The sequence below is a fragment of the Streptomyces sp. NPDC001668 genome (genome assembly GCF_042893155.1).
Lineage (GTDB): Bacteria > Actinomycetota > Actinomycetes > Streptomycetales > Streptomycetaceae > Streptomyces.
In genome coordinates this window covers 175,637-195,134 of record NZ_JBIAUQ010000016.1, presented here as the reverse complement: position 1 = coordinate 195,134, position 19,498 = coordinate 175,637, and the positions used below count along the sequence as shown (strand labels likewise).

The window sequence follows — 19,498 nt, the reverse complement described above, 5'->3', positions numbered from 1 at the left end:
CGCCGTCCACGTCGGTGGCTGCCTGCGGGCCGGTGGGGGCTGGGCGCGCCCGCGCGGCGGTAGCCGCACATCGAGCACAGTCCCGCGCCCCTGGGGGTTCGGGGCCCTGGTGTCCGGTTGCGGGGTCTGTCGAGGGCCTGCGCCGTCCACGTCGGTGGCTGCCTGCGGGCCGGTGGGGGCTGGGCGCGCCCGCGCGGCGGTAGCCGCACATCGAGCACAGTCCCGCGCCCCTGGGGCGTTCGGGTGGCCGGCGTTCGTGGATCCGAGCCCCGCCCGCGCCCCGGCTCAGCCCTTGCTGACCGCCGTCAGGATCTCCGGCAGCCGGCGGGCCGTGCGTGGGGCCGCCAGGTGCAGTCCCGCCAGGGTTATGGCGGCTCCGTACACCGCGCCGACCGGCAGCAGCACCCAGCTCCACTCGTCGCCGCCCGCGCTGAGGTTGGCCCACAGGGTCAGGGCGATCACGGGGGCGCACAGCAGGGCGGCCGAGACCATGCCCCCGACGACCGCGGCGGCGGCGAGGCCGGACTGTCCCGGGGCCACGTTCTTGTAGCCCTCCTGCGGGATCGAGTAGGGGAAGCGTGCCGACGTCCACGCCCCGGTCGCCAGCATCGCCCCGAGCAGCGCGAAGGACACCCCGAGCACCTCGGGCAGCTTCGGCCAGTCGTCGATCAGCGCGGTCGTGACCACGGTGACGAGCGTGGCGTACGGCAGGGTGATCAGCAGCAACGCCAGCGCACGCGCGCGTAGTTCGACGTAGGCGTCCCGCGTGGAGGAGATCGTCGTCGCGACCATCCAGAACGCGGAGGTGTCCTGCCCGAACTGGTTGTACATCTGCACCCCGAGCATCCCCGAGGCGAAGCACGCGAAGTAGATGGACCCCGTGCCCTGCACCGCGTTGAACACCGGCACGATCAGCCCGATGGCCAGCGAGGTCACCCAGGCGGCCTTGGTCTTGGGGTCGCGCCACACATAGCGCAGGCTGCGTTCCATCACGGTGCCGGTGCGTCCGGCGGGCAGCAGCCGGGCGAGTCCCGTCGAGTTCCGCTCACGGACCGCCCCCTCGGCGGAGGGCAGCGTGGAGCCGTCCGGGGAGGTCATCAGGCGGGTCAGATGGCGGGACCAGAGCGCGAGCAGGCCGGCCAGCGCGGCGGCGGACAGGGCGAGTTGCAGGACGGCGACCCCGTACGACCCCTCGCTCGCCGAGTCGACCGCCCCGATCGCCGAGGCGGGCGGAATCCACGCCAACACATCGGCGGGACCGTCCAGTTGCCCCAGGCCGCCCGAACCGAGCCGCTGCGCACCGAAGTTCACGACCTGCGCCCCGATCGCGATGACCAGCCCGCTCAGCACCGCCAGATCCCGGCCCTTGCGGCTGGTCAGCAGCCGGATGTTGGCGACGGCGACGGCCCGCGCGAGGGCCACGCAGACCAGCAGCGCGAGCACGACACCGAGGACGGCGAAGACGTACGCCGTCGCGCCGTGCGCGACCGAGACCACGGCCCCGATCAGCAGGCAGAGCGTGAACACCGGCCCGATGCCGACCAGCGAGGCCACCAGCAGCGCCCGCACCAGGGGCCGGGGCCGCAGCGGCAGCATCACCAGCCGGGTGGGGTCGAGGGTCTCGTCGCCGCCGGGGAAGAACAGCGGCATCACGGCCCAGCCGGCCGCCAGCACGGCGACCAGCGGGACGACGACGGAGACGGCGTGCTCGTTGCCGCGCAGGGCGATGAGACCGAGCAGCTGGAGGACGGAGAAGAGCAGGACGGCCACGGCCGAGGCGATGTACGCGGCCCGCCGCCCGCCGGACTGCCGCAGTCCGTTCCTGAGCAGCGACAGCTTCAGCCGTACGACGACCGGGGTGATGTCCGCGGTCATCGGGCCCCGCCCAGCCAGTCGAGGTTCGCCCCGGCGTCCTGCCCCCGCGCGCCCACGAGTTCGAGGAAGGCGCGCTGCAGTGAGGGCGCGGCGCCGCGCACCTCGTCGAGCGTTCCGTGGGCGCGGATGCGGCCGGCGGCCATGACGGCCACCCAGTCGCACAGGGACTCCACGAGCTCCATCACGTGCGAGGAGAAGACGACGGTGGCGCCGGAGGCGGTGTACCGCTCAAGGACGCCCCGGATGGTCTGCGCGGAGACGGGGTCGACGCCCTCGAACGGCTCGTCGAGGAAAAGCACTTCGGGATTGTGCAGCAGGGCGGCCGCGAGCCCGATCTTCTTCCGCATCCCGGTCGAGTAGTCGACGACCAGTTTGTGCTGGGCCCCCGCGAGATCGAGCACGTCGAGCAGCTGGGAGGCCCGCCGGTCGACCTCGGCACCGGGCAGCCCCCGCAACCGCCCCGAGTACGCGAGCAGTTCCCGCCCGGAGAGCCGCTCGAACAGCCGTAGCCCTTCGGGCAGGACGCCGATCCGGGCCTTGACGTTCACAGGGTCCTGCCACACGTCATGCCCGACGACCGTGACGGTTCCCTGATCGGGCCGCAGCAGCCCGGTCACCATGGAGAGGGTGGTCGTCTTCCCGGCTCCATTGGGCCCGACGAGGCCGATGAACTTCCCGGCGGGAAGCTCCAGATCAATCCCCGCGACAGCGACCTGCTGCCCGAAACGCTTCCAGAGCCCACGCACACTCACAGCCGAGGTCATGGACGCCAACCTTAGGGGCGCGGGAAACCGCGCACCTCATCGGTCCCTGCCGCACGCATAAGCAAGCGGCGAGATCAACTCCTCCGCATCCGGCAGCCAACGGTTCGCAGGCGTCGGACGGCAAGCCCACTGCACGGCCCCCGACGACCCGAACCGAGTGGGAGGAGCGGCGACATACGCCCCCTCACCGAGCGCGACCAGGTCGAGCGACGCGGGAGCCCAGCCAAGCTTGCGGATCAGCTCCGGCAACTTCACCGCAGCGCCCGGCAGCACGAAGAACTGCATCCGGCGATCCGGTGTCAGTGTCACGGGCCCCAGCGTCGACTCCATGCGCTCCATACGGGCCAGCGCCAGGAAGCCCGCCGTCTCCGGGACGGAGATGGCGTCGAAGGTCCGTCCCGTCGGCAGCAGAATCGACGCCGTCGGCTGCTTCTGCCACATCCGGCGCGCGACCGTCGCACTGCCGGTGGCCTGCGTCGCCCAGTCCTCCCGAGCGGGATGCGCCCCCGGAGCGGCGCACGCGCTGTCCTCGCAGGAGCACCGCTGCACCCCGTCGACGGCTTCCAGCCAGGTGCCGGGAAAGACGTCCCAGTGGCGCTCCTCGGCGTATCGGACGGCTGTCTCCAGCAGCGATTCCCCGCGCTGCTTCGGAATCTGAGCGGCCTCGGGGCCCGCGATCGTCTCTTCCACGCTCAGCACAACTCCCGCACTCACCTCGGGTTACGGGCTGGCCAGGACCTGCGCGCGCGGGGGAAGCGCACCGATTCGCCCTCCGGGGCGCATGGATGCATGTGCGGGGGCGCAGAGGAGGAACCTCCGCGTGAGCTGGGTAACCACGTGTGGGGTCGGTACGAGTCTTTTACCCCGGCAATCCTCGCATGCCTCGCATTTTCGACACGTTGGCGGGGCATTGATCTTCACGGCCGGAACTTTTCGGTGGAAGACACGTCAACTCGGTGCGTGGGCAGGCACCGCAGCCACAGGGGGTACGCCAATGGCCGCAAGGCCGCTCGTCGCGCGGCAGCCGAACGAAAGGCTGCAGGCGCTCATCCAGGAGGCGGGATGCTCGAACGCCGGGCTCGCCCGCCGCGTCAACATGTGCGGTGCCGAGCACGGCCTCGACCTGCGCTACGACAAGACGTCCGTGGCCCGTTGGCTGCGCGGACAGCAGCCGCGGGGCCGGGCGCCCGCGATCATCGCGGAGGCCCTCGGGCGCAAACTCGGCCGTACGGTCACGATCGACGAGATCGGCATGGCCAACGGCAAGAACCTCGCCTCCGGCGTCGGGCTCCAGTTCTCGCCGACGGTCCTGGGCGCCATCGAGCAGGTGTGTGAGCTGTGGCGCAGCGACGTGGGCCGCCGGGACTTCCTGTCCGGCTCCTCGGTCGCCGCGTCCGCGCTGGTCGAGCCGAGCCGCGACTGGCTGATCTCCTCGCCCGACTCGCAGGTGGCACGCCAGGCGGGCCCGCGCGTGGGGCAGTCCGACGTGGCGGCCGTACGGGCGATGACCCAGGCGCTGGTCGACCTCGACCACCAGTACGGCAGCGGGCATGTGCGCCCGGTCGTCGTGCACTACCTCAACAGCGTGGTCTCCGGGCTGCTCGCGGGGTCGTACCGGGAGGCGACCGGACGTGAACTGTTCGCCGCGGTCGCGCGGTTGACCGAGCTCGCCGGGTACATGGCCATCGACACCGGTCAACCGGGCCTGGCCCAGCGGTACTACATCCAGGCGCTGCGGCTCGCGCAGGCGGCCGGCGACCGCGGATACGGCGGCTATGTGCTCGCCGCGTCCATGAGCCACCTCGCCGCGCAGCTCGGGAACCCGCGGGAGATCGCCCAGTTGGCGCGGGCGGCGCAGGAAGGGGCGCGGGGGCGGGTGACACCGCGCGCGGAGGCGATGTTCTACGCGGCGGAGGCCCGCGGGCACGCCCTCATGGGCGATGTGCGGGCCACCCAGGCGGCGTCCGGGCGGGCCGTGCACGCGCTGGAGGCGGCGGACCCGTCGAGCGGCGACGACCCGGCGTGGATCGCGCACTTCGACGAGGCCTACCTCGCCGACGAGTTGGCCCACTGCCACCGCGACCTCGGCCAGGCCGACGCGGCGGCGCGGTGCGCGCAGGAGTCGCTGGACGGGCTCCCCGAGAACAAGGCGCGCAGGCGGGCCATCGGGCTGGTTCTGCTCGCCACCGCGCAGGTGCAGCAGCGCGAGATCGAGCAGGCCTGCAACACCGGTCTGAAGGCGGTGGAGTTGCTGGAGACCGTCCGCTCCAACCGGGGCGCGGAGTACCTCGAGGACTTCCAGCAGCGCCTGGAACCGTTCGGGGACGAGGCGGTCGTCAGGGAGTTCGGGGCCCGGCTGGACCTTCAGGCGGCCGCGTAAAGGAGGACATGTACAGCGGATACGGGCCCGGAAACGTCACATGATCTCCCGGGATCTGTTACTGCCGTCACAGGGGCGCAGGTCACGTCCTGTGCTACGTGGCACCGGGCTCGGAGGACCCGGTAGCGTGAGCCGACGATTCCGAAGTTCCCCCATAAGTAGGAGTCCCGGTGACGCAGAGTGGACAGGGCGAGCAGCCCTCGGCGCGCGAAGCGCGCGAAGGCATCGTGCTGCCCTCCGACGGCGGGGAACCCCTGCTGCCGGGACAGACAGGCGGACACGGCGGTCCGCAGCCCGGATACGGCGCCCCGCAGCAGGGCGGTTACGGCGGCCCTCCGCAGTCCGGCCAGTCCACCCCGGCCGCCGACGCGGGCTACGGCCAGCCGCCCGGCGGCCAGTCATGGGGCACCCCGTGGGGCCCCGACCAGCAGCAGGACCAGGCCGGCGAGCCGCAGACCCAGCACTGGTCGCAGCCGCCCGCCCAGACCTGGGGGACGCCCCAGCAGCCCGGCGGCATACCGCCCCAGCCCCAGTCCCAGGGGCAGGCCCCGTCCCAGCCGCAGCCCGCGCCGGCGTACGACACCAACGAGCCGACGTCCTACTACCTGCCGCCCGTCGGTCAACCGGCGCCCCAGCCGCAGTCCCAGCCGCTCCCCCCGCAGCAGGGCCAGGTCGCGCCCTACGAGGCTCCCGGGGCCGGCGCCGCGCAGCAGCAGCCCGCCCAGGGCTACGACACCAACGAACCGACCTCCTACTACCTGCCGCCCGTGGGCCGGCCCCTCCCGTCGGCCGCCGGCACGCCCGCCTCCGCGCCGCTGCCGCCCGCCGACGAGGGCGCCACCCAGTTCATCCCGCCGGTCCCGGCCGCCCCCGCCGACGAGGGGGCCACCCAGTACCTCCCGCCCGTGCGCCCCGGCGCGCTCCCGCCCGAGGTGTCCGCCGAGGCAGCGCGGTTCCCGGGACAGTACCCGCAGTCCCCGTACGGCGCGCAGCACGCTGCTTCCGGCCCCGGCCCCGGCGCCGGTCCGCTCCCGCCCAGCGCGCCCACCGGCCCCGACGCCGAGCCCACGCAGTTCATCGCGCCGGTGCCCGCGCAGGCCCCCGGCGCGCCCTACGGCGGGGACCGGCAGCCGCCCTCCGACTTCGACAACCTCTTCCGCGGCGGACCGGGCGGTGACGGCGGGGCCTCGTCCACCCAGCAGATGCCGCGCTTCGCCCAGCCCGAGGCCGTACCGCCCGCGTACGGGGCCCCGCAGCCGCCGTACGGGACCCCGCAGCCGTCGTACGGGGCCCCGCAGCCGGCGTACGGCGCCCAGCCGCCGTACACGCCGCCCGGTGGTGACGCCTACGACGACGGAGGCGGCCGCAGGCGCTCGCGGGTGCCGGTCATCGCCGCCGTGGGCATCGGCATCGTCGTGCTCGGCATCGGCGCGGGAGCGCTGCTCGCCGGGGGCGGGGGCGACGACGGGGGCGACAAGAACCAGACCGTGTCGGCGACGGCCCCCGCGACCGCCGGTTCCTCCTCGCCGGCCGCCGATCCGGCGAAGGGGCAGGCGGCCGAGCTGGACAAGCTGCTCGCCGACAGCGGCAACAGCCGTTCCTCGGTGATCAGCGCGGTGGGGAACGTGAGGTCCTGCAAGAACCTCGGTCAGGCGGCCAAGGACCTGCGGGACGCGGCGGCCCAGCGCACCGGCCTGGTGACCCGGCTCAAGTCGCTCTCGGTCGACCAGTTGCAGGGCCACGCCGAGCTGACCGACGCCCTCACCAAGGCCTGGCAGGCGTCCGCGTCCGCCGACAACCACTACGCGGCCTGGGCGGACCAGGCCGCCGGCAAGAAGGGCTGCAAGAAGGGCCAGGCCCGCGCCACGGGCCAGACGGCGGCCGGCAACCGGGACAGCGGCACCGCCAGCACCGAGAAGGCCAAGGCGGCCCGGCTGTGGAACGCGATCGCCAGGAAGTACAGCCTGACCGAACGCACGGCCACCCAGCTGTGAGAGATCCGCGGGGGACGTCTCGGCGCCCCCCGCGGATCAGTCGACGTCCGCGTTCTGGAGTGTCTTCGTCACGTCGGTGAAGCCCCGGCGCGCCGACACGAGCTGTCCCTGGCGCACCACCTGGAGCGTCACATGGGCGTTCACCATGCGCGGGAAGCCGACCGAGGCGAGGTCGTCGGCGGAGCTCCAGGTGTCCCGGGTGGCCCACTGGAGGGTCGGTGTCAGACCGCCGGTCGGGATCTTGAGGCCGTCGTTGAGGGCGCCGCGCACGCTGTCGGCACTCACCTCGCCGCCGCCGAGCGACTCGACGGCCTTCTCGAACACCGTGTAGGCGATCCAGGTGGTCTGCACCCCCGCGTCCGCCGAGTCGATGCGGTTGTCGTTGAAGGCCTCCTTGTTGATGACCTTCTTCATCGTGTCCCAGCGGGGGTCGCTCTCCACCGGGTACCAGCCGGTGATGTACGACCCCTCGTAGGGCCCCGAGGCCCCGCCGGAGGCGTCGATCTCCGTCTGGTCGACGCTGCCCATCGCCATGGCGGTGCGCACGGCCGGGTAGTCCTCGCGGGCGCGCCGGAAGGAGTCCATGAAGGTGCTGGTGCGGTCGCCGAGCGCGGGCACCACACACCCCGCCTTCGCACCATGCGCCGGGGCGCCGGACGCCGAGCTGTCGAGCGCCTTCGTCGACTGAACCGAGTACTCGGTGGCGTCGTCCGCCGCCCGCACGTCACTCGCGGCGTGGTGCCCGCCCGCGGTCAGTCCGGAGTCCAGCAGCACGGGCAGCTCGTCGCCCGCGATCGTGTCGGGCCGTACGAGGGTGACGTTGCCGCAGGCCGCCGCGAGCTCCTTGCCGAGGCCGGCCAGCAGGGTGGGCTGGCCGCCGTTGACCGGGTAGGACAGCGGGCTGGTGAACTCGTCGTTGGTGACGCCGTAGCCGCCGATGTAGGGGATGCCGGCGCCCTCCAGGGGTGGGAAGAAGGAGTCGCCGTACTGGCTGTAGGAGCCGACGACCGCGACGACGTTCTCCTTGACCGCGCGCCGGGCGCACTTCGCCGCCGCCACGCCGTCGTTGTGGTCGTTGCAGGTCAGGACGGTGAGCTTACGGCCGTTGATACCGCCCTTGGAGTTGATCCAGCGGGCGTAGGCCTGGGCGAAGGCGGGCATGCCGGGCTTGTTGGTCGCCTTGGTGTCCGACGGGGCCCAGGTCATGACCTTGATCGGGCCGCCCCCGGAATCCCCCGTGGTACCGGGGACGACCCCGCAACCGGCGGCGAGGGAAGCACACGCCACCAGTGCCCCCGCCGCGAGGACGGTGGCTCTGACGGGCCGGTGGTGCTGGGGGAGGAAGGTGCTGCGGATGCGTCGCCTGCCGGTCATGGGCACACACGCTTCCGTCACATCCCCAACTCGGGCGTGACCCTCGGTCAATGAAAGGTGACGGAAAGGTGAACAGCGGGGGCCTGTGCGGGACGTATGGGGGAAGAACGTACGATCGATGACCGTGCAAGGTTCGGAGAACTCTTCCCGTCGCGGCCGTCGCTCCTCCACCATGGGCGGCATGCCACTGAACGACATGCCGTGGTGGCGCTGGCGCAGCAATGTGCGCTCCGCGCTGCACATGCTCTCCGACCCCGCCTTCCAGCAGAACGTCTGGCTCGCCGGTGTCGAGGGGTACGGGGACGTCACCGACGCCGTGTACCGCCTCGTCGAGGACACCTGGCTGGACAACTGGTCCGCCGAGAAGTACGTCGGCACGATCTTCCGGGACTCCCAGGAGGCGGCCCTCGTCGACACCGCCGTGCTGCGGGTGCTCAGGATCATGCACCAGGTCGGCCCGGACGCCCCCGTCTCCGTGTACATGGAGAACCCGGGGTGGCCGGACGCGGTGCGGGCGGCGCGGGACGCGCACGTGCGGATGGCGACGGCCGACGGGGACGACCCGGACGCGCCGCCGCGCACGCTCCAGCTGCTGCAGATCATGACCCGGTCCGCGTGACGGACGCGATGTTTCCCGCGCCGGTGGATATGCGACCCTGTCCTGCATGAACGAGCAGTCCGCCCCCGCCGAGCAGTACGTCCTGACCCTGTCCTGCCCCGACAAGCAGGGCATCGTGCACGCCGTGTCGAGCTACCTCTTCATGACCGGCTGCAACATCGAGGACAGCCAGCAGTTCGGCGACCACGACACGGGTCTGTTCTTCATGCGCGTCCACTTCTCGGCCGAGGCGCCGGTGACGGTGGACAAGCTGCGGGCGTCCTTCGCGGCGATCGGTGACTCCTTCCACATGGACTGGCAGATCAACCGGGCCGAGGACAAGATGCGGGTCGTGCTGATGGTCAGCAAGTTCGGGCACTGCCTGAACGACCTGCTCTTCCGCGCGCGCATAGGTGCGCTGCCGGTGGAGATCGCCGCCGTGGTGTCCAACCACACCGACTTCGCCGAGCTCGTGGGGTCGTACAACATTCCCTTCCACCACATTCCGGTGACGCGGGAGAACAAGGCCGAGGCGGAGGCGCGGCTGCTCGAGCTGGTGCGGGAGCAGGACGTCGAGCTGGTGGTGCTGGCCCGGTACATGCAGGTGCTCTCCGACGACCTGTGCAAGCAGCTCAGCGGCAAGATCATCAACATCCACCACTCGTTCCTGCCGAGCTTCAAGGGTGCGAAGCCGTATCACCAGGCTCATGCGCGGGGTGTGAAGCTGATCGGGGCGACGGCGCACTATGTGACCGCGGACCTCGACGAGGGGCCGATCATCGAGCAGGAGGTCGAGCGGGTCGGACACGACGTGACGCCGGACCAGCTCGTGGCGATCGGGCGGGACGTGGAGTGCCAGGCGCTGGCGCGGGCCGTGAAGTGGCACGCGGAGCGGCGGATTCTCTTGAACGGCCGGCGGACGGTCGTGTTCGCCTAAGAGCTCGGGGCGGTCTGTGCGCAGTTCCCCGCGCCCGCGCTCCTTGAGCAGGTGCAGTGGACGTGCCTTTAAGGGGCGCGGGGAACTGCGCGACCAGCCCCCACCGGCCGGCAGCCGCCCACGGACCCCAATCCGCCCCCCACCTACATGCGGCTCAGGCTCGCCGCCGCGTACAGAACATCCCTGATCGCGTCCCGGTCACCCACCTGCCCTGCCGCCGCCTCCGCCGGAGGCACATGGCCGGCCGCCAGTTGGCAGAACTCCACGCCGTCCAGGGCCACATGCGCCACCTCGTGCTCCGCGGAACCCACCGCCGCCGGGGAGTCGAGGGGGATCAGCCACTCGCCGCCGCCCAGGCCCTCGATCTCCAGGCGCAGAGTGCGGCCGGGGCCCCCGGCGCTCACGAGACGGCGGCCGGGGGCCGGTGCCGTCAGCCCCTTCTGCCGCCGGTGTGCGAGGACCGCGGGGAGCATGCGGGCCGCCAGGTCGATCATGCGGTTGAGGTGGCGGGGGGACGGCGGGTCGTAGGGGTAGTCGACCGCCTCCGCGATGTCCTCCGCGTGGACCCAGCACTCGAAGGCGCGGTCCAGCATCGCGTCGTGGAGCGGGAGCGTGAAGTCGCCGTAGGCCACCTCGAGTTTGCCGGCGGTGCCACCGGTGAACGACACCGTGCGGACCAGGTCGTGGCTCTGCTCGCGCCAGGGGGTCCGCACGGAGCGGGTCGGCGGGAAGTGCGAGGCCCGCCAGTACGCCTCGGTACGGCCCGACGGTGTGGGCGCGTCCGCGGTCGCCGCGCCCAGCGGGTCGTCCAGGCCCAGGGCGACCGCGACCAGGCCGTCGACCGACAGCAGGTGGGCCATGACCCCGGCGACCGTCGTACGGCGGCTCGTGGCCTCGTCGGCGTCGAACCAGCGGAGCCTGACCGGGGCGTGCCACTCGGCGTCGCCGAAGTCCTGGAGCAGGGCGTCCAGACGGGCGGTCTCGGCGTCGTACGGCATGGCCCACCCGGGGATCGGGATGCGCGGCGGGCGCCGGTCGAGGCAGCGCTCGAGGACGCGGGTGCGCAGGCCGGGGTCCAGGTCGAGGCTCTCCGGCCGCTGGAGCAGGCCCACGGCGCCGCGCAGCCGCAGCGCCTCGTCGGCGCAGGAGCCGCAGACGCCGAGGTGGTCCTCGACGGCGGCCGTCTCCTCCGCGGAACACGCGGCCAGCGCCCACGCCCCCAGCAGCGACTTCAGCACCTGGTGCTCCAGGACGAGGGGGGCGGGCGGGGGCAGCTCGTCCAGTTCGGGCAGGGGGCGGCCGGTGTCCTCGACGGAGGCGCGGGGGAGGGGTATGCGGGGCGGACGGTCGGGGTCGGGGTCGGGGCCAGGGGTGTCGCCGGAGCCGGAGCCCGAGCCGGAGCCGGGGTCGCTCGGGCCACCGGCGCCAGGGTTGGCGGGTCCGTCGCCGTCGGTGCTGTCCATGCCTCCCGTGCCGGGGCCGTTCGCGTCGGCGCTCCCGGGGTCGTCGGGGCCGGGGCCGTACGACCCGTCCCGGTCGTCGTCCCCGTTCCCGCGGCCGCCCTCCAACTTCCCGTCCTGCTCGTCGTACGCCTCGAAACGGCCGCTCACGCCGCGCCCCCGTATCCCGGCGGAGACCCCGGCGCTCCGGTGTCGTGGGCCGTGGACAGGAGTTGCAGGCCGAGGCGCAGGCGGCGGCGGGCCTCGTCCTCGGTGATGCTGAGGTCGGCGGCCGCCTGGCGGTAGTCGCGGCGCTGGAAGTAGGCCAGTTCCAGGGCGGCCCGCAGCGGGGTCGGCATGGACTGGACGATGTAGTCGGCGCGGGCGGCGACCGAGGCGTGGCGCACCTTGCGCTCCAGCTCCTCGGCGGAGCCCTCGCCGGCCCGGTGCAGCGCGGCGGTCTCGGTGGCGCGCAGCCGCTGCACGGCCAGGCGGTGGGTCAGGCCCGCGACCCAGGAGCGCAGCGGGCCCTGTTTGGGGTCGTAGGCCTCGGGGTGCTCCCAGACATGGGCGAAGACGTCCCGGGTGATGCCGTCGGCGGCGCGCTCGTCTCCGAGCACGCGGTGGGCGAGACCGTGCACGAGTGAAGCGAAACGGTCGTAGAGCTCGCCGAGGGCGGCCGCCTCACCGCGTGCGAGCCGCTGCTGCATCTTGCGGTCCCAACGGGGCGGTGCGTCCTTCTTCGCCATGCGGCCCCCTCACCCCTGGAAGTGTCCGGGTCAAGCCTGCGCCGACCGTCTCCTCGAATGTAGTCGGCACCTCCGACAGCGCACGCCCCTTTGTTCCAATGCGCGCCCCCCGAGGGGCCTCAGGTGGTAGTGGACCTTCCCCTACCCCTCCAGTCATCGATCAGACCTGATCGAACAGGATCGAAGGCGACAAAAACAAGCCTCTTTCGAACGTTTCCCGTTTCTTGGTCTGTGTTTCAGGGAACGGCCGCTGGGCAGCCGCGCTGCAAGGAAGCGTAGGAAAGGCTTCCGTTTTTTCCGGCGAATGAAGGGCATGGTGGTGGCGTTCAATGTGACCGGCGAAGAGCAGGGCGAGTGGGCCGTGCTCAGTGTGTCGGGCGAGCTGGATCTGGTGACCTCGCCGGTGCTCCGCCAGCGGGTCCACGACGCGGTGGCCGAGGGCCGCCACAGTCTCGTCCTCGACCTTTCCGACGTGTATTTCTGCGATTCCAGCGGGGTCGGCGTCCTCATCGCCTCCCGCCGCCTGATCCGCTCCTGCCGGGGCGAACTGCGCCTGATCCTCCCGGCCCAGGGAGCCGCCGACGGCTCCCACGTCAACCGCGTCCTCGGCGCCCTGGGCGTCCGCCGGCTGTTCGAGGTCCACCCGGACCTGGACTCGGCGACCGACGAGGAGGCGGGACCGCTGTCCGCCTGAGCCCGGACAGCCCACCCGACCGTGCACGGCTGTGACGTGCACGGTGGTGACCCGCGGCACCCCGATTGCCACACCGTTGTCCCGGAATTCCCCCGGTCTTGGCACAAGCGCCGCCTTCCGGCCCCCGGGGCGCCGCTCGCGACGTACGCTCCGTGCGAGATGCACCCGATGTGATGTGAGGCGGCCCGAAGAGACATGGTCAGCAGCGAGTACGAGCGCAGGATCGCCGGCCGGTTCGCCACCTTCGACCAGGACGGCAACGGCTACATCGACCGCGAGGACTTCAACGTGGCGGCCAAGGCACTGCTCGCGGAGTTCGGTACGGCGGCCCGCTCCGACAAGGGGCAGGCGCTGTACATCGGCGCGGAGGCGTTCTGGCAGGGCATGGCCGGGATCGCCGACCGGGACGGCGACCAGCGGATCACCCGCGACGAGTTCGTGAACGGCGCGCTCAAGCGGCTGCGCGACAACCCGGACCGGTTCGCCGAGATCGCCCGGCCCTTCCTGCACGCGGCGCTCGCCGTCGCCGACCAGGACGGTGACGGACGCGCCACCGTCGAGGACACTGCGCGCGTGCTGCGCATCCTGGGCGTCGGCGAGGACCTCGCGCAGGCGGCGGCGGCCACCCTGGACTCCGACGGCGACGGCAAGGTCGGCGAGGCCGAGATCGTGCCCGCCTTCGCCCGTTACTTCACCGTCCCCGAATAGCGCTCGCGACCGTCCCCGAATACCGCTCGCGCAGCTTGTACTTGAGCACCTTGCGCAGGGTCTCGTTGCGCGGAAGGGCGTCCACCACCTCCAGCTGCTCCGGCAGCTTGTGCGTCGACAGCCCTTCCTCGCGCAGATACGCGGTCACGGCGTCCAGCGTCAGCTTCCCGGCCCCCTCGGGCTGTTCCACCACGGCACACACGCGTTCCCCGCGCTCGGCGTCCGGCAGCCCGATCACCGCCACGTCCCCGACGGCCGGATGCGCGGCCAGCAGGTCCTCGATCTCCTTGGCCGAGATGTTCTCGCCCTTGCGGATGATCACGTCCTTGAGGCGACCGGTGAGCACCAGATGCCCGGTGGCCGTGAGATGTCCGAGGTCACCGGTGCGCAGATAGCCCTCCTCGTCGAAGGCCTCCGCCGTCTGCGCCGGATCCAGATACCCCTGGCACACCGCCTCCCCCTTCAGCCGCACCTCCCCGTCCACGATCCGCACGGACATCCCCTCCGGCGGCCGTCCCTCGGTCGTGGCCAGGTTCTCCACCGTGTCGTCCGGCGCCCCCATGGTGATCATCGGCACCTCGGTCATGCCGTACCCGTGCGTCAGCTGAACCCCCAGCTCCCGTACGACGGCGTGGTAGACCTCCGGCGGCTTGGGCGCCCCGCCCCCGGCGAGCAGCCGCAGGCTCGGGATGATCTTCTCTCCCGGCTGCTTGCGCTGCTCGGCGAGGAACATCGAGTAGAACGCCGTCGAGCCGCCCGCCACCGTCACCCCGTGCCTGCGATACCCCTCCAGCGCGTCCGGCAGCGCGAACTGCTCGAACATCACCGCGGGGAAGCCGTACAGCAGCAGCATCACGGTGTAGTCCGGGCCCGCTATGTGCGCGTACGGGAAGGCCATCGACCCCACGTCGTCCGCCGAGAGGCGCAGCGCGTGCGCGAGGCAGGAGCCGCCCGCGATCAGCGAACGGTCCGTGTGCAGCACGCCCTTGGGGTCGGAGGTGGTGCCCGAGGTCCAGTAGATCCACCGTACGGAGGTGCCGTCGGCGGGCGGGGCGGGCAGGACGGCCGGGTCGCCGTCCGGGAGGCCGTCGTAGGCCTCGAAGACGCCCTTGGTGCCGAGCCGCCGGGCCATCGCGGTGTGGTCGAAGCCGCGCCAGACGCCCGGTACCGCGAAGAACTCCGCCTTCGACTCCCTGAGGGCGAAGCCGACTTCGCGGTCCCGGTAGAAGGGGATGACCGGCGACTGCACGGCGCCCAGGCGGGCCAGCGCGAAGGAGAGCAGGGCCGTCTCGATACGGGTCGGCAGCTGCCAGGCGACGACCGTGCCGGGGCGTACACCCATGTCGTACAGGCCGGCCGCGACCCGCTCGGCACGCGCGCGCAGCCCGCCGAAGGTGAGCGTGCGGTCGTCCTGGAGGAGGACCGGGCGCTCGGGGGTCAGGTCGGCGCGGCGGGCGACCAGCTCCCACAGGGTGCGGGACGCGCTGAGCGCGTGGGCGGTGTCGGTCACGGCGGCCCCCTTGGTGGAACTGACGGGCAGTCAGATCGTGGGCAGAGCGTAGGGCGGGACGCCTTGCCGGTCCAGGGGTGCGGGACTTAGCCTTCCAGGAACTGACGGTTCATCAGATAGGGCGGCTGTCATGGACCTCGGGTACACGCCGGAAGAGGAGGAGTTCCGGGCGCGGCTGCGGGAGTGGCTCGCCAAGGCGCTCCCCACGCTGCCGCCGAAGCCGTCCCCGCAGGACTGGCCCGGACGCCGCGCGTACGACCTCGGCTGGCAGCGCATGCTCTACGACGCCGGGTACGCGCAGGTGCACTGGGACGCCTCACCCACCACACGGCTGATCTTCCTGGAGGAGACCGAGACCGCCGGAGCGCCTTACGTGGGCGCCGGGTTCGTCGGACTGCTCCACGCCGGCCCGACCATCGCCGCCGAGGGCACCCCCGAGCAGCGGGAACGCTGGCTGCCGCCGATCCTGCGCGGCGAGGAGGTCTGGTGCCAGGGGTTCAGCGAACCGGGCGCCGGGAGCGACCTCGCGGCCTTGCGCACGCGCGCGCGGAGGGACGGCGACGACTATGTGGTCACGGGGTCCAAGATCTGGACCTCGCACGCCGAAGTGGCCGACTGGTGCGAGCTGTTGGTGCGGACGGATCCGGCGGCGCCGAAGCATCGCGGGATCAGCTGGCTGGCGATGCCGATGTCCGCTGCCGGTGTCGAGGTGCGGCCTCTGCGCACGCTGGCGGGGTCCGCAGAGTTCGCCGAGGTGTTCCTCGACGAGGTGCGGGTGCCGGTGGCGAACCGGGTGGGGGAGGAGAACGACGGCTGGCGCGTGACCATGGTGACGCTGTCGTTCGAGCGGGGGACCGCCTTTGTGGGCGAGGTGGTCGCCTGTCGGCGGGTGCTGGGTGAACTCGCCCTCGCGGCCCGGGAAAACGGGCGCTGGGACGATCCGGTGCTGCGGCGGCGACTGGGGCGGTTGAACGCCGAGTTCCGTGCGTTGTGGCGGCTCACGCAGTGGAACGTGAGTGAGGCGGAGGCGCGTGGGGGCGGGGTGCCGGGGGTGGGGGGTTCTGTTTTCAAACTCCGGTACTCGCATGCGCGGCAGGAGTTGTACGAGGCTGCGGGCGATGTGCTGGGGGTCGAGTCGCTGGATCTTGAACGCCCCTGGGTGATCGACCGGTTGTCCTCCTTGTCGTACACCATCGCGGCCGGGACCTCGCAGATTCAGCGGAACGTCGTGGCCGAGCGGATTCTTGGGTTGCCGAAGGGGCGGTAGCGGTGGAGCGCCGGGTGCGGGCCGGTGGGGGCTTGTCGCGCAGTTCCCCGCGCCCCTGAGTGGGGTGCCCCGACCCCTCGCCGAGAAGGAGGCGTGCGATGCGGTTTCAACTGACAGATGATCAGCTGGCGTTGCGGGACGGAGTGCGCGGGTTGCTCGCGCGTCGGTTCGACGGTGAGGCGCTGCGCGCTGCTGTAGACGCTTCCGGCCTGGACCGTGCCCTGTGGCGGGAGCTCGGGGCTGCCGGGTTCTTCTCGCTGCGGGTGCCGGAGGCGCGGGGTGGGGTCGGACTCGGGCTGCCGGAAGCCGTGTTGGTGTTCGAGGAGGCCGGGCGGGTCCTGTTGCCGGGGCCCCTGGTGGCGACCCACCTCGCCGCGGGGGTCGTGGACGGAGCCGCCGAGGGGGAGGTCGTCGTGGCGGACGTCGACCCGGGCGGGCTCGTGGAGTGGCTGGAGGAGGCGGACGTGGTACGCGGTGACGTCACCGGGGCCGTAGCCCTGACGTCGGTGGACCCGCTCACTCCGCTGCACCGGGTGCCCGGGGCAGGCGCGCGTGCCGTCGACCCCGTGGCCGTGCTCCTGACCGCCGCCGAGCAGCTGGGGACCGCCACACGCGTGTGTGAGCTCGCGGTGCAACACGCGCGGACGCGAGAGCAGTTCGGGCAGCCGATCGGGGCCTTCCAGGCGGTCAAGCATCTGTGCGCGCGGATGCTGGTGCGGGCGGAGACGGCCCGGGCCGTGGTGTACGCGGCCGCCGTGACCGCCGACCCGGTGGACATCGCCGCGGCCCGGCTGCTGGCCGACGAGGCGGCCGAGCGGGGCGCCCGGGACTGTCTCCAGGTGCACGGCGGGATGGGCTTCACCTGGGAGTGCGAGGTGCAGCTGCATCTGAAGCGGGCCTGGGTGCGGGCCCGGCGGGGCGGTGGCGGTGCGGAGAGCGAGGAGTCGCTCGCCGTCGACCTGTTGGCCTGAGGGGCACCCGGTCGGCCGCTCCGGAGCGGATGTCGCGGATTGTGGCATACCGGAATCACGGAGCGTTGATATCGGGTTGTGTCCTATGTGTGACTCGTCACGTCCTGGAGTCGGCGTCCCGCTCCGGTACCTTGTGTGAGATGCGAGTGGTTCCGAGCATGAGCCATGCCGGTGTTGCCGATGGGGCGGCGCCGGACCCGGCGGTGCGCGCCGCTGCTCGCAGGGCGGAAAGGCCGGTGGCCACCGCCTGTTCGACTCCCCGCGGCGAGCGTCGCACAGTATCCCGCACGGGTACTCCTTCGCGCTGGAATATGCCCGAAGCGCTTGTTGGCGTGACTGTACGTCAACCATGCTGGTTCGTAAGGGATTCACGTTCTGTGATCCCGGCTTTGGTCATTGTTCTGGTCATGCAAAAAATGGCTACGATCGTGGCCCTCGTGAGGCGCGAGGCCATGTGCCCGCCGGTTCGGATGGTGTGAGCGGTGCAGGTGCTTCAAGTGCAGCTGGAGATCCGGCCCGACCCCGCGGAAGTGGGGCGAGCCCGGCGGTGGGCCCGCTCACGGCTCGCCGTGTCCGGGATAGGGGCCGACGAACCGCTCGCCGAGACCCTGATCCTCCTCGTGTCCGAACTGGTCACCAACGCCGTGGTGCACACCGGGCGTCCGGCCGTCCTACGGCTGTGCCTGCCGGGTACCGAGGTGGAGTCGGCCACCATCCGCCTGGAGGTCGCCGACCGCAGCGGCCGGGCCCCCGTGCCGCGCTGTGTGGACGGTGACGCGACCGGCGGCCGCGGCCTGGCCCTCGTCGACGGCCTCGCGGACCGCTGGGGCTGGAGTCCCGAGGGTGCCGGCAAGAGCATCTGGTGCGAACTCGACCGCTGCGAGCGGCCGCGGAAGGACGCACAGGCCTACGGCATCGACGCCGCCGCCTACGAGCAACTGGCGGCGTTCGAGGCGGTGTGACCGGCGCACGGTCGCAGAGCCGTCGGCATCCCGTCCTCGCGTGAGGGGGCGGTGCGCCGGGACATGCATCCATGCGCGGTCGGGACAAAGGGGTCGTAAGCAATAAATCCCCGTACGGGTGTTGACGCAGCGTGTTCGATTGATGACGCTGGTGGTCAGCGATTCGCCGCGAGGGGACGCCGAGGGTTTCGGTGACGGAAGCCCTCGACGAGTGCGGATCGTGACGCGGTGTCGATTTCCTCAGGGCGGAAGGAAGTCGATGACGGCGGCGCGCGATGCCGTGCTCGGGGCGGGCCTGCGCGCCGCCGGCCGACCCACCTCACAGCACGGCCACCGGCGCCACGGGCGTCCCGGTGCCGCCGACGAACGGCTCGGGCATCGCCGACAGCAGGAACGCGTACCGGCCGAGTTCTCCACAGGCTGTGGACAACTTCTCCAGGTTCCAGTTCTGGCCCTGCAGCATCCCCATCTCCACCAGGTCCAGCGCGTGCACCGGCAGCCACAGGTCCTCGATCTCGGGCGGGAAGATCTCGAACGTGAGCGTGTCGTTGGCGACCGCGGCCACATCGCGCGCGTGGAACCACTCCGGGGTGCGGACCGACAGGCCCGGCGACGGATAGGCGTACGCCTCCCGGTCCCCGGCGAGATACACCTGGATCTGCCCGGTCCGTACGAGCACGACGTCCCCGGCACGCACCCGCGTGCCCGCGAGTTCCTCGGCGGCCTCCAGGTCCTCGGGGGTCACGGCGTGCGCCCCGTCGAGCCGGTCCACGCCCCGCGCGCGGGCCACGTCGAGCAGCACCCCGCGCGAGACGACGTACGGCGCCTTGTCGATACCGCTGAACTCGGCACCGCCGTGCGGGGTGATGGTGCCGGCCGGGCGGCCGTTGTAGAGCATGCCCGAGTGCGAGACATGGGTGAGCGCGTCCCAGTGGGTCGCCGCCTGAAGTCCCATGGTCACCGCGTCGTCGCTGCACGCGACCGTCCCCGGACCGAAGATCTCCTGGTTGATCTGCACCATCGTGTGCAGCGGGTTGACCCGGCCCGGCATCATCCCGGTCTGCACGCCGTCCTGCCTGAGGGGCAGGGCGAGGGGAACGCGGCGGCCCGTGCGGACGGTCGCGGCGGCCTCGCGGACGACCTCGTCGGTGATCAGGTTGAGGGTGCCGATCTCGTCGTCGGCTCCCCAACGGCCCCAGTTGTTCACGCGCTTGGCGATGTCGTGGAACGCGGCCGGAAGTGACATCGGGCCCTCCCCGGGGCTTGTGTCCGCACA

17 protein-coding genes are annotated in these 19,498 nt (G+C 72.0%); 9 read left to right on the top strand and 8 right to left on the bottom strand.

Annotated elements, in window-relative coordinates; translation table 11 throughout:
• Nucleotides 1-285: 285 nt before the first annotated feature.
• Genes ACFYZ8_RS36615 through ACFYZ8_RS36605 form a run of 3 tightly spaced genes read right to left on the bottom strand, consistent with a single transcriptional unit; the run spans nucleotide 286 to nucleotide 3,338 of the window.
• Nucleotides 286-1,875, bottom strand: coding sequence for a transporter (locus ACFYZ8_RS36615; protein WP_388539174.1), 1,590 nt, complete (start codon nucleotides 1,873-1,875; stop codon nucleotides 286-288).
• On the bottom strand, nucleotides 1,872-2,639 hold the full coding sequence (locus ACFYZ8_RS36610; RefSeq protein ID WP_359032783.1) for an ABC transporter ATP-binding protein: 768 nt from the start codon (nucleotides 2,637-2,639) through the stop codon (nucleotides 1,872-1,874). The genes ACFYZ8_RS36615 and ACFYZ8_RS36610 overlap by 4 nt, the downstream gene beginning before the upstream one ends.
• Nucleotides 2,640-2,675: 36 nt before the next feature.
• The gene (locus tag ACFYZ8_RS36605) at nucleotides 2,676-3,338 is read right to left on the bottom strand and encodes a bifunctional DNA primase/polymerase (protein WP_388539176.1); all 663 of its coding nucleotides are present in this window, start codon (nucleotides 3,336-3,338) and stop codon (nucleotides 2,676-2,678) included.
• 295 nt (nucleotides 3,339-3,633) lie between these two features.
• On the opposite strand from ACFYZ8_RS36605, the gene ACFYZ8_RS36600 reads away from it, so the two are divergent.
• Together ACFYZ8_RS36600 and ACFYZ8_RS36595 are read left to right on the top strand one after the other, a co-directional pair.
• Nucleotides 3,634-5,019, top strand: coding sequence for a transcriptional regulator (locus ACFYZ8_RS36600; RefSeq protein WP_388539179.1), 1,386 nt, complete (start codon nucleotides 3,634-3,636; stop codon nucleotides 5,017-5,019).
• 170 nt (nucleotides 5,020-5,189) lie between these two features.
• A complete protein-coding gene (locus ACFYZ8_RS36595; RefSeq protein WP_388539182.1) occupies nucleotides 5,190-7,013 on the top strand; it encodes a hypothetical protein in 1,824 nt (607 codons plus the stop codon).
• Between the two features lie 36 nt (nucleotides 7,014-7,049).
• Here ACFYZ8_RS36595 and ACFYZ8_RS36590 read toward each other — a convergent pair whose 3' ends face one another.
• Nucleotides 7,050-8,387 (bottom strand): ABC transporter substrate-binding protein, encoded by a 1,338-nt coding sequence (locus ACFYZ8_RS36590; protein WP_388539184.1) that lies wholly within the window; start codon nucleotides 8,385-8,387, stop codon nucleotides 7,050-7,052.
• A gap of 118 nt (nucleotides 8,388-8,505) precedes the next feature.
• Between ACFYZ8_RS36590 and ACFYZ8_RS36585 the strand changes: the two genes are divergently transcribed.
• Both ACFYZ8_RS36585 and purU read left to right on the top strand, forming a co-directional pair.
• The gene (locus ACFYZ8_RS36585) at nucleotides 8,506-9,006 is read left to right on the top strand and encodes a hypothetical protein (RefSeq protein ID WP_359032793.1); all 501 of its coding nucleotides are present in this window, start codon (nucleotides 8,506-8,508) and stop codon (nucleotides 9,004-9,006) included.
• Between the two features lie 46 nt (nucleotides 9,007-9,052).
• On the top strand, nucleotides 9,053-9,922 hold the full coding sequence (gene purU, locus ACFYZ8_RS36580) for a formyltetrahydrofolate deformylase (protein WP_359032795.1): 870 nt from the start codon (nucleotides 9,053-9,055) through the stop codon (nucleotides 9,920-9,922).
• A gap of 143 nt (nucleotides 9,923-10,065) precedes the next feature.
• On the opposite strand, the gene ACFYZ8_RS36575 is transcribed toward purU, so the two are convergent.
• Nucleotides 10,066-11,385: a zf-HC2 domain-containing protein gene (locus tag ACFYZ8_RS36575; protein WP_388539481.1), complete on the bottom strand. Its 1,320-nt coding sequence runs from the start codon at nucleotides 11,383-11,385 to the stop codon at nucleotides 10,066-10,068.
• Between the two features lie 143 nt (nucleotides 11,386-11,528).
• Nucleotides 11,529-12,110, bottom strand: a complete 582-nt coding sequence (locus ACFYZ8_RS36570; protein WP_359032797.1) for a sigma-70 family RNA polymerase sigma factor — start codon at nucleotides 12,108-12,110, stop codon at nucleotides 11,529-11,531.
• A gap of 313 nt (nucleotides 12,111-12,423) precedes the next feature.
• Here ACFYZ8_RS36570 and ACFYZ8_RS36565 point away from each other — a divergent pair, with 313 nt between their 5' ends.
• Both ACFYZ8_RS36565 and ACFYZ8_RS36560 read left to right on the top strand, forming a co-directional pair.
• Nucleotides 12,424-12,804: an STAS domain-containing protein gene (locus ACFYZ8_RS36565; protein ID WP_388539483.1), complete on the top strand. Its 381-nt coding sequence runs from the start codon at nucleotides 12,424-12,426 to the stop codon at nucleotides 12,802-12,804.
• A gap of 195 nt (nucleotides 12,805-12,999) precedes the next feature.
• Nucleotides 13,000-13,512, top strand: a complete 513-nt coding sequence (locus ACFYZ8_RS36560) for an EF-hand domain-containing protein (protein ID WP_359032799.1) — start codon at nucleotides 13,000-13,002, stop codon at nucleotides 13,510-13,512.
• Here the strand turns inward: ACFYZ8_RS36560 and ACFYZ8_RS36555 are convergent.
• Nucleotides 13,496-15,022, bottom strand: coding sequence for a class I adenylate-forming enzyme family protein (locus tag ACFYZ8_RS36555; RefSeq protein ID WP_388539188.1), 1,527 nt, complete (start codon nucleotides 15,020-15,022; stop codon nucleotides 13,496-13,498). The two genes, ACFYZ8_RS36560 and ACFYZ8_RS36555, sit on opposite strands and share 17 nt — an antisense overlap.
• 130 nt (nucleotides 15,023-15,152) lie before the next feature.
• Here ACFYZ8_RS36555 and ACFYZ8_RS36550 point away from each other — a divergent pair, with 130 nt between their 5' ends.
• The 3 genes from ACFYZ8_RS36550 (at nucleotide 15,153) to ACFYZ8_RS36540 (ending at nucleotide 18,222) form a co-directional block, all read left to right on the top strand.
• The gene (locus ACFYZ8_RS36550) at nucleotides 15,153-16,289 is read left to right on the top strand and encodes an acyl-CoA dehydrogenase family protein (protein ID WP_359032803.1); all 1,137 of its coding nucleotides are present in this window, start codon (nucleotides 15,153-15,155) and stop codon (nucleotides 16,287-16,289) included.
• Nucleotides 16,290-16,387: 98 nt separating this feature from the next.
• On the top strand, nucleotides 16,388-17,260 hold the full coding sequence (locus tag ACFYZ8_RS36545; protein ID WP_359032806.1) for an acyl-CoA dehydrogenase family protein: 873 nt from the start codon (nucleotides 16,388-16,390) through the stop codon (nucleotides 17,258-17,260).
• A gap of 497 nt (nucleotides 17,261-17,757) precedes the next feature.
• Nucleotides 17,758-18,222 (top strand): ATP-binding protein, encoded by a 465-nt coding sequence (locus tag ACFYZ8_RS36540; RefSeq protein WP_359033058.1) that lies wholly within the window; start codon nucleotides 17,758-17,760, stop codon nucleotides 18,220-18,222.
• A gap of 319 nt (nucleotides 18,223-18,541) precedes the next feature.
• Here ACFYZ8_RS36540 and ACFYZ8_RS36535 read toward each other — a convergent pair whose 3' ends face one another.
• Nucleotides 18,542-19,468, bottom strand: a complete 927-nt coding sequence (locus tag ACFYZ8_RS36535; protein WP_359032808.1) for a cyclase family protein — start codon at nucleotides 19,466-19,468, stop codon at nucleotides 18,542-18,544.
• Nucleotides 19,469-19,498 lie beyond the last annotated feature (30 nt).

What these genes read in the sequence shown, in the direction of transcription:
- ACFYZ8_RS36615 (WP_388539174.1), bottom strand. Translation starts at nt 1,875, where the DNA reads ATGACCGCGGACATCACCCCGGTCGTCGTACGGCTGAAGCTGTCGCTG.
- ACFYZ8_RS36610 (WP_359032783.1), bottom strand. Translation starts at nt 2,639, where the DNA reads ATGACCTCGGCTGTGAGTGTGCGTGGGCTCTGGAAGCGTTTCGGGCAG.
- ACFYZ8_RS36600 (WP_388539179.1), top strand. Translation starts at nt 3,634, where the DNA reads ATGGCCGCAAGGCCGCTCGTCGCGCGGCAGCCGAACGAAAGGCTGCAG.
- ACFYZ8_RS36590 (WP_388539184.1), bottom strand. Translation starts at nt 8,387, where the DNA reads ATGACCGGCAGGCGACGCATCCGCAGCACCTTCCTCCCCCAGCACCAC.
- ACFYZ8_RS36585 (WP_359032793.1), top strand. Translation starts at nt 8,506, where the DNA reads ATGACCGTGCAAGGTTCGGAGAACTCTTCCCGTCGCGGCCGTCGCTCC.
- purU (WP_359032795.1), top strand. Translation starts at nt 9,053, where the DNA reads ATGAACGAGCAGTCCGCCCCCGCCGAGCAGTACGTCCTGACCCTGTCC.
- ACFYZ8_RS36575 (WP_388539481.1), bottom strand. Translation starts at nt 11,385, where the DNA reads ATGGACAGCACCGACGGCGACGGACCCGCCAACCCTGGCGCCGGTGGC.
- ACFYZ8_RS36570 (WP_359032797.1), bottom strand. Translation starts at nt 12,110, where the DNA reads ATGGCGAAGAAGGACGCACCGCCCCGTTGGGACCGCAAGATGCAGCAG.
- ACFYZ8_RS36565 (WP_388539483.1), top strand. Translation starts at nt 12,424, where the DNA reads ATGGTGGTGGCGTTCAATGTGACCGGCGAAGAGCAGGGCGAGTGGGCC.
- ACFYZ8_RS36560 (WP_359032799.1), top strand. Translation starts at nt 13,000, where the DNA reads ATGGTCAGCAGCGAGTACGAGCGCAGGATCGCCGGCCGGTTCGCCACC.
- ACFYZ8_RS36550 (WP_359032803.1), top strand. Translation starts at nt 15,153, where the DNA reads ATGGACCTCGGGTACACGCCGGAAGAGGAGGAGTTCCGGGCGCGGCTG.
- ACFYZ8_RS36545 (WP_359032806.1), top strand. Translation starts at nt 16,388, where the DNA reads ATGCGGTTTCAACTGACAGATGATCAGCTGGCGTTGCGGGACGGAGTG.
- ACFYZ8_RS36535 (WP_359032808.1), bottom strand. Translation starts at nt 19,468, where the DNA reads ATGTCACTTCCGGCCGCGTTCCACGACATCGCCAAGCGCGTGAACAAC.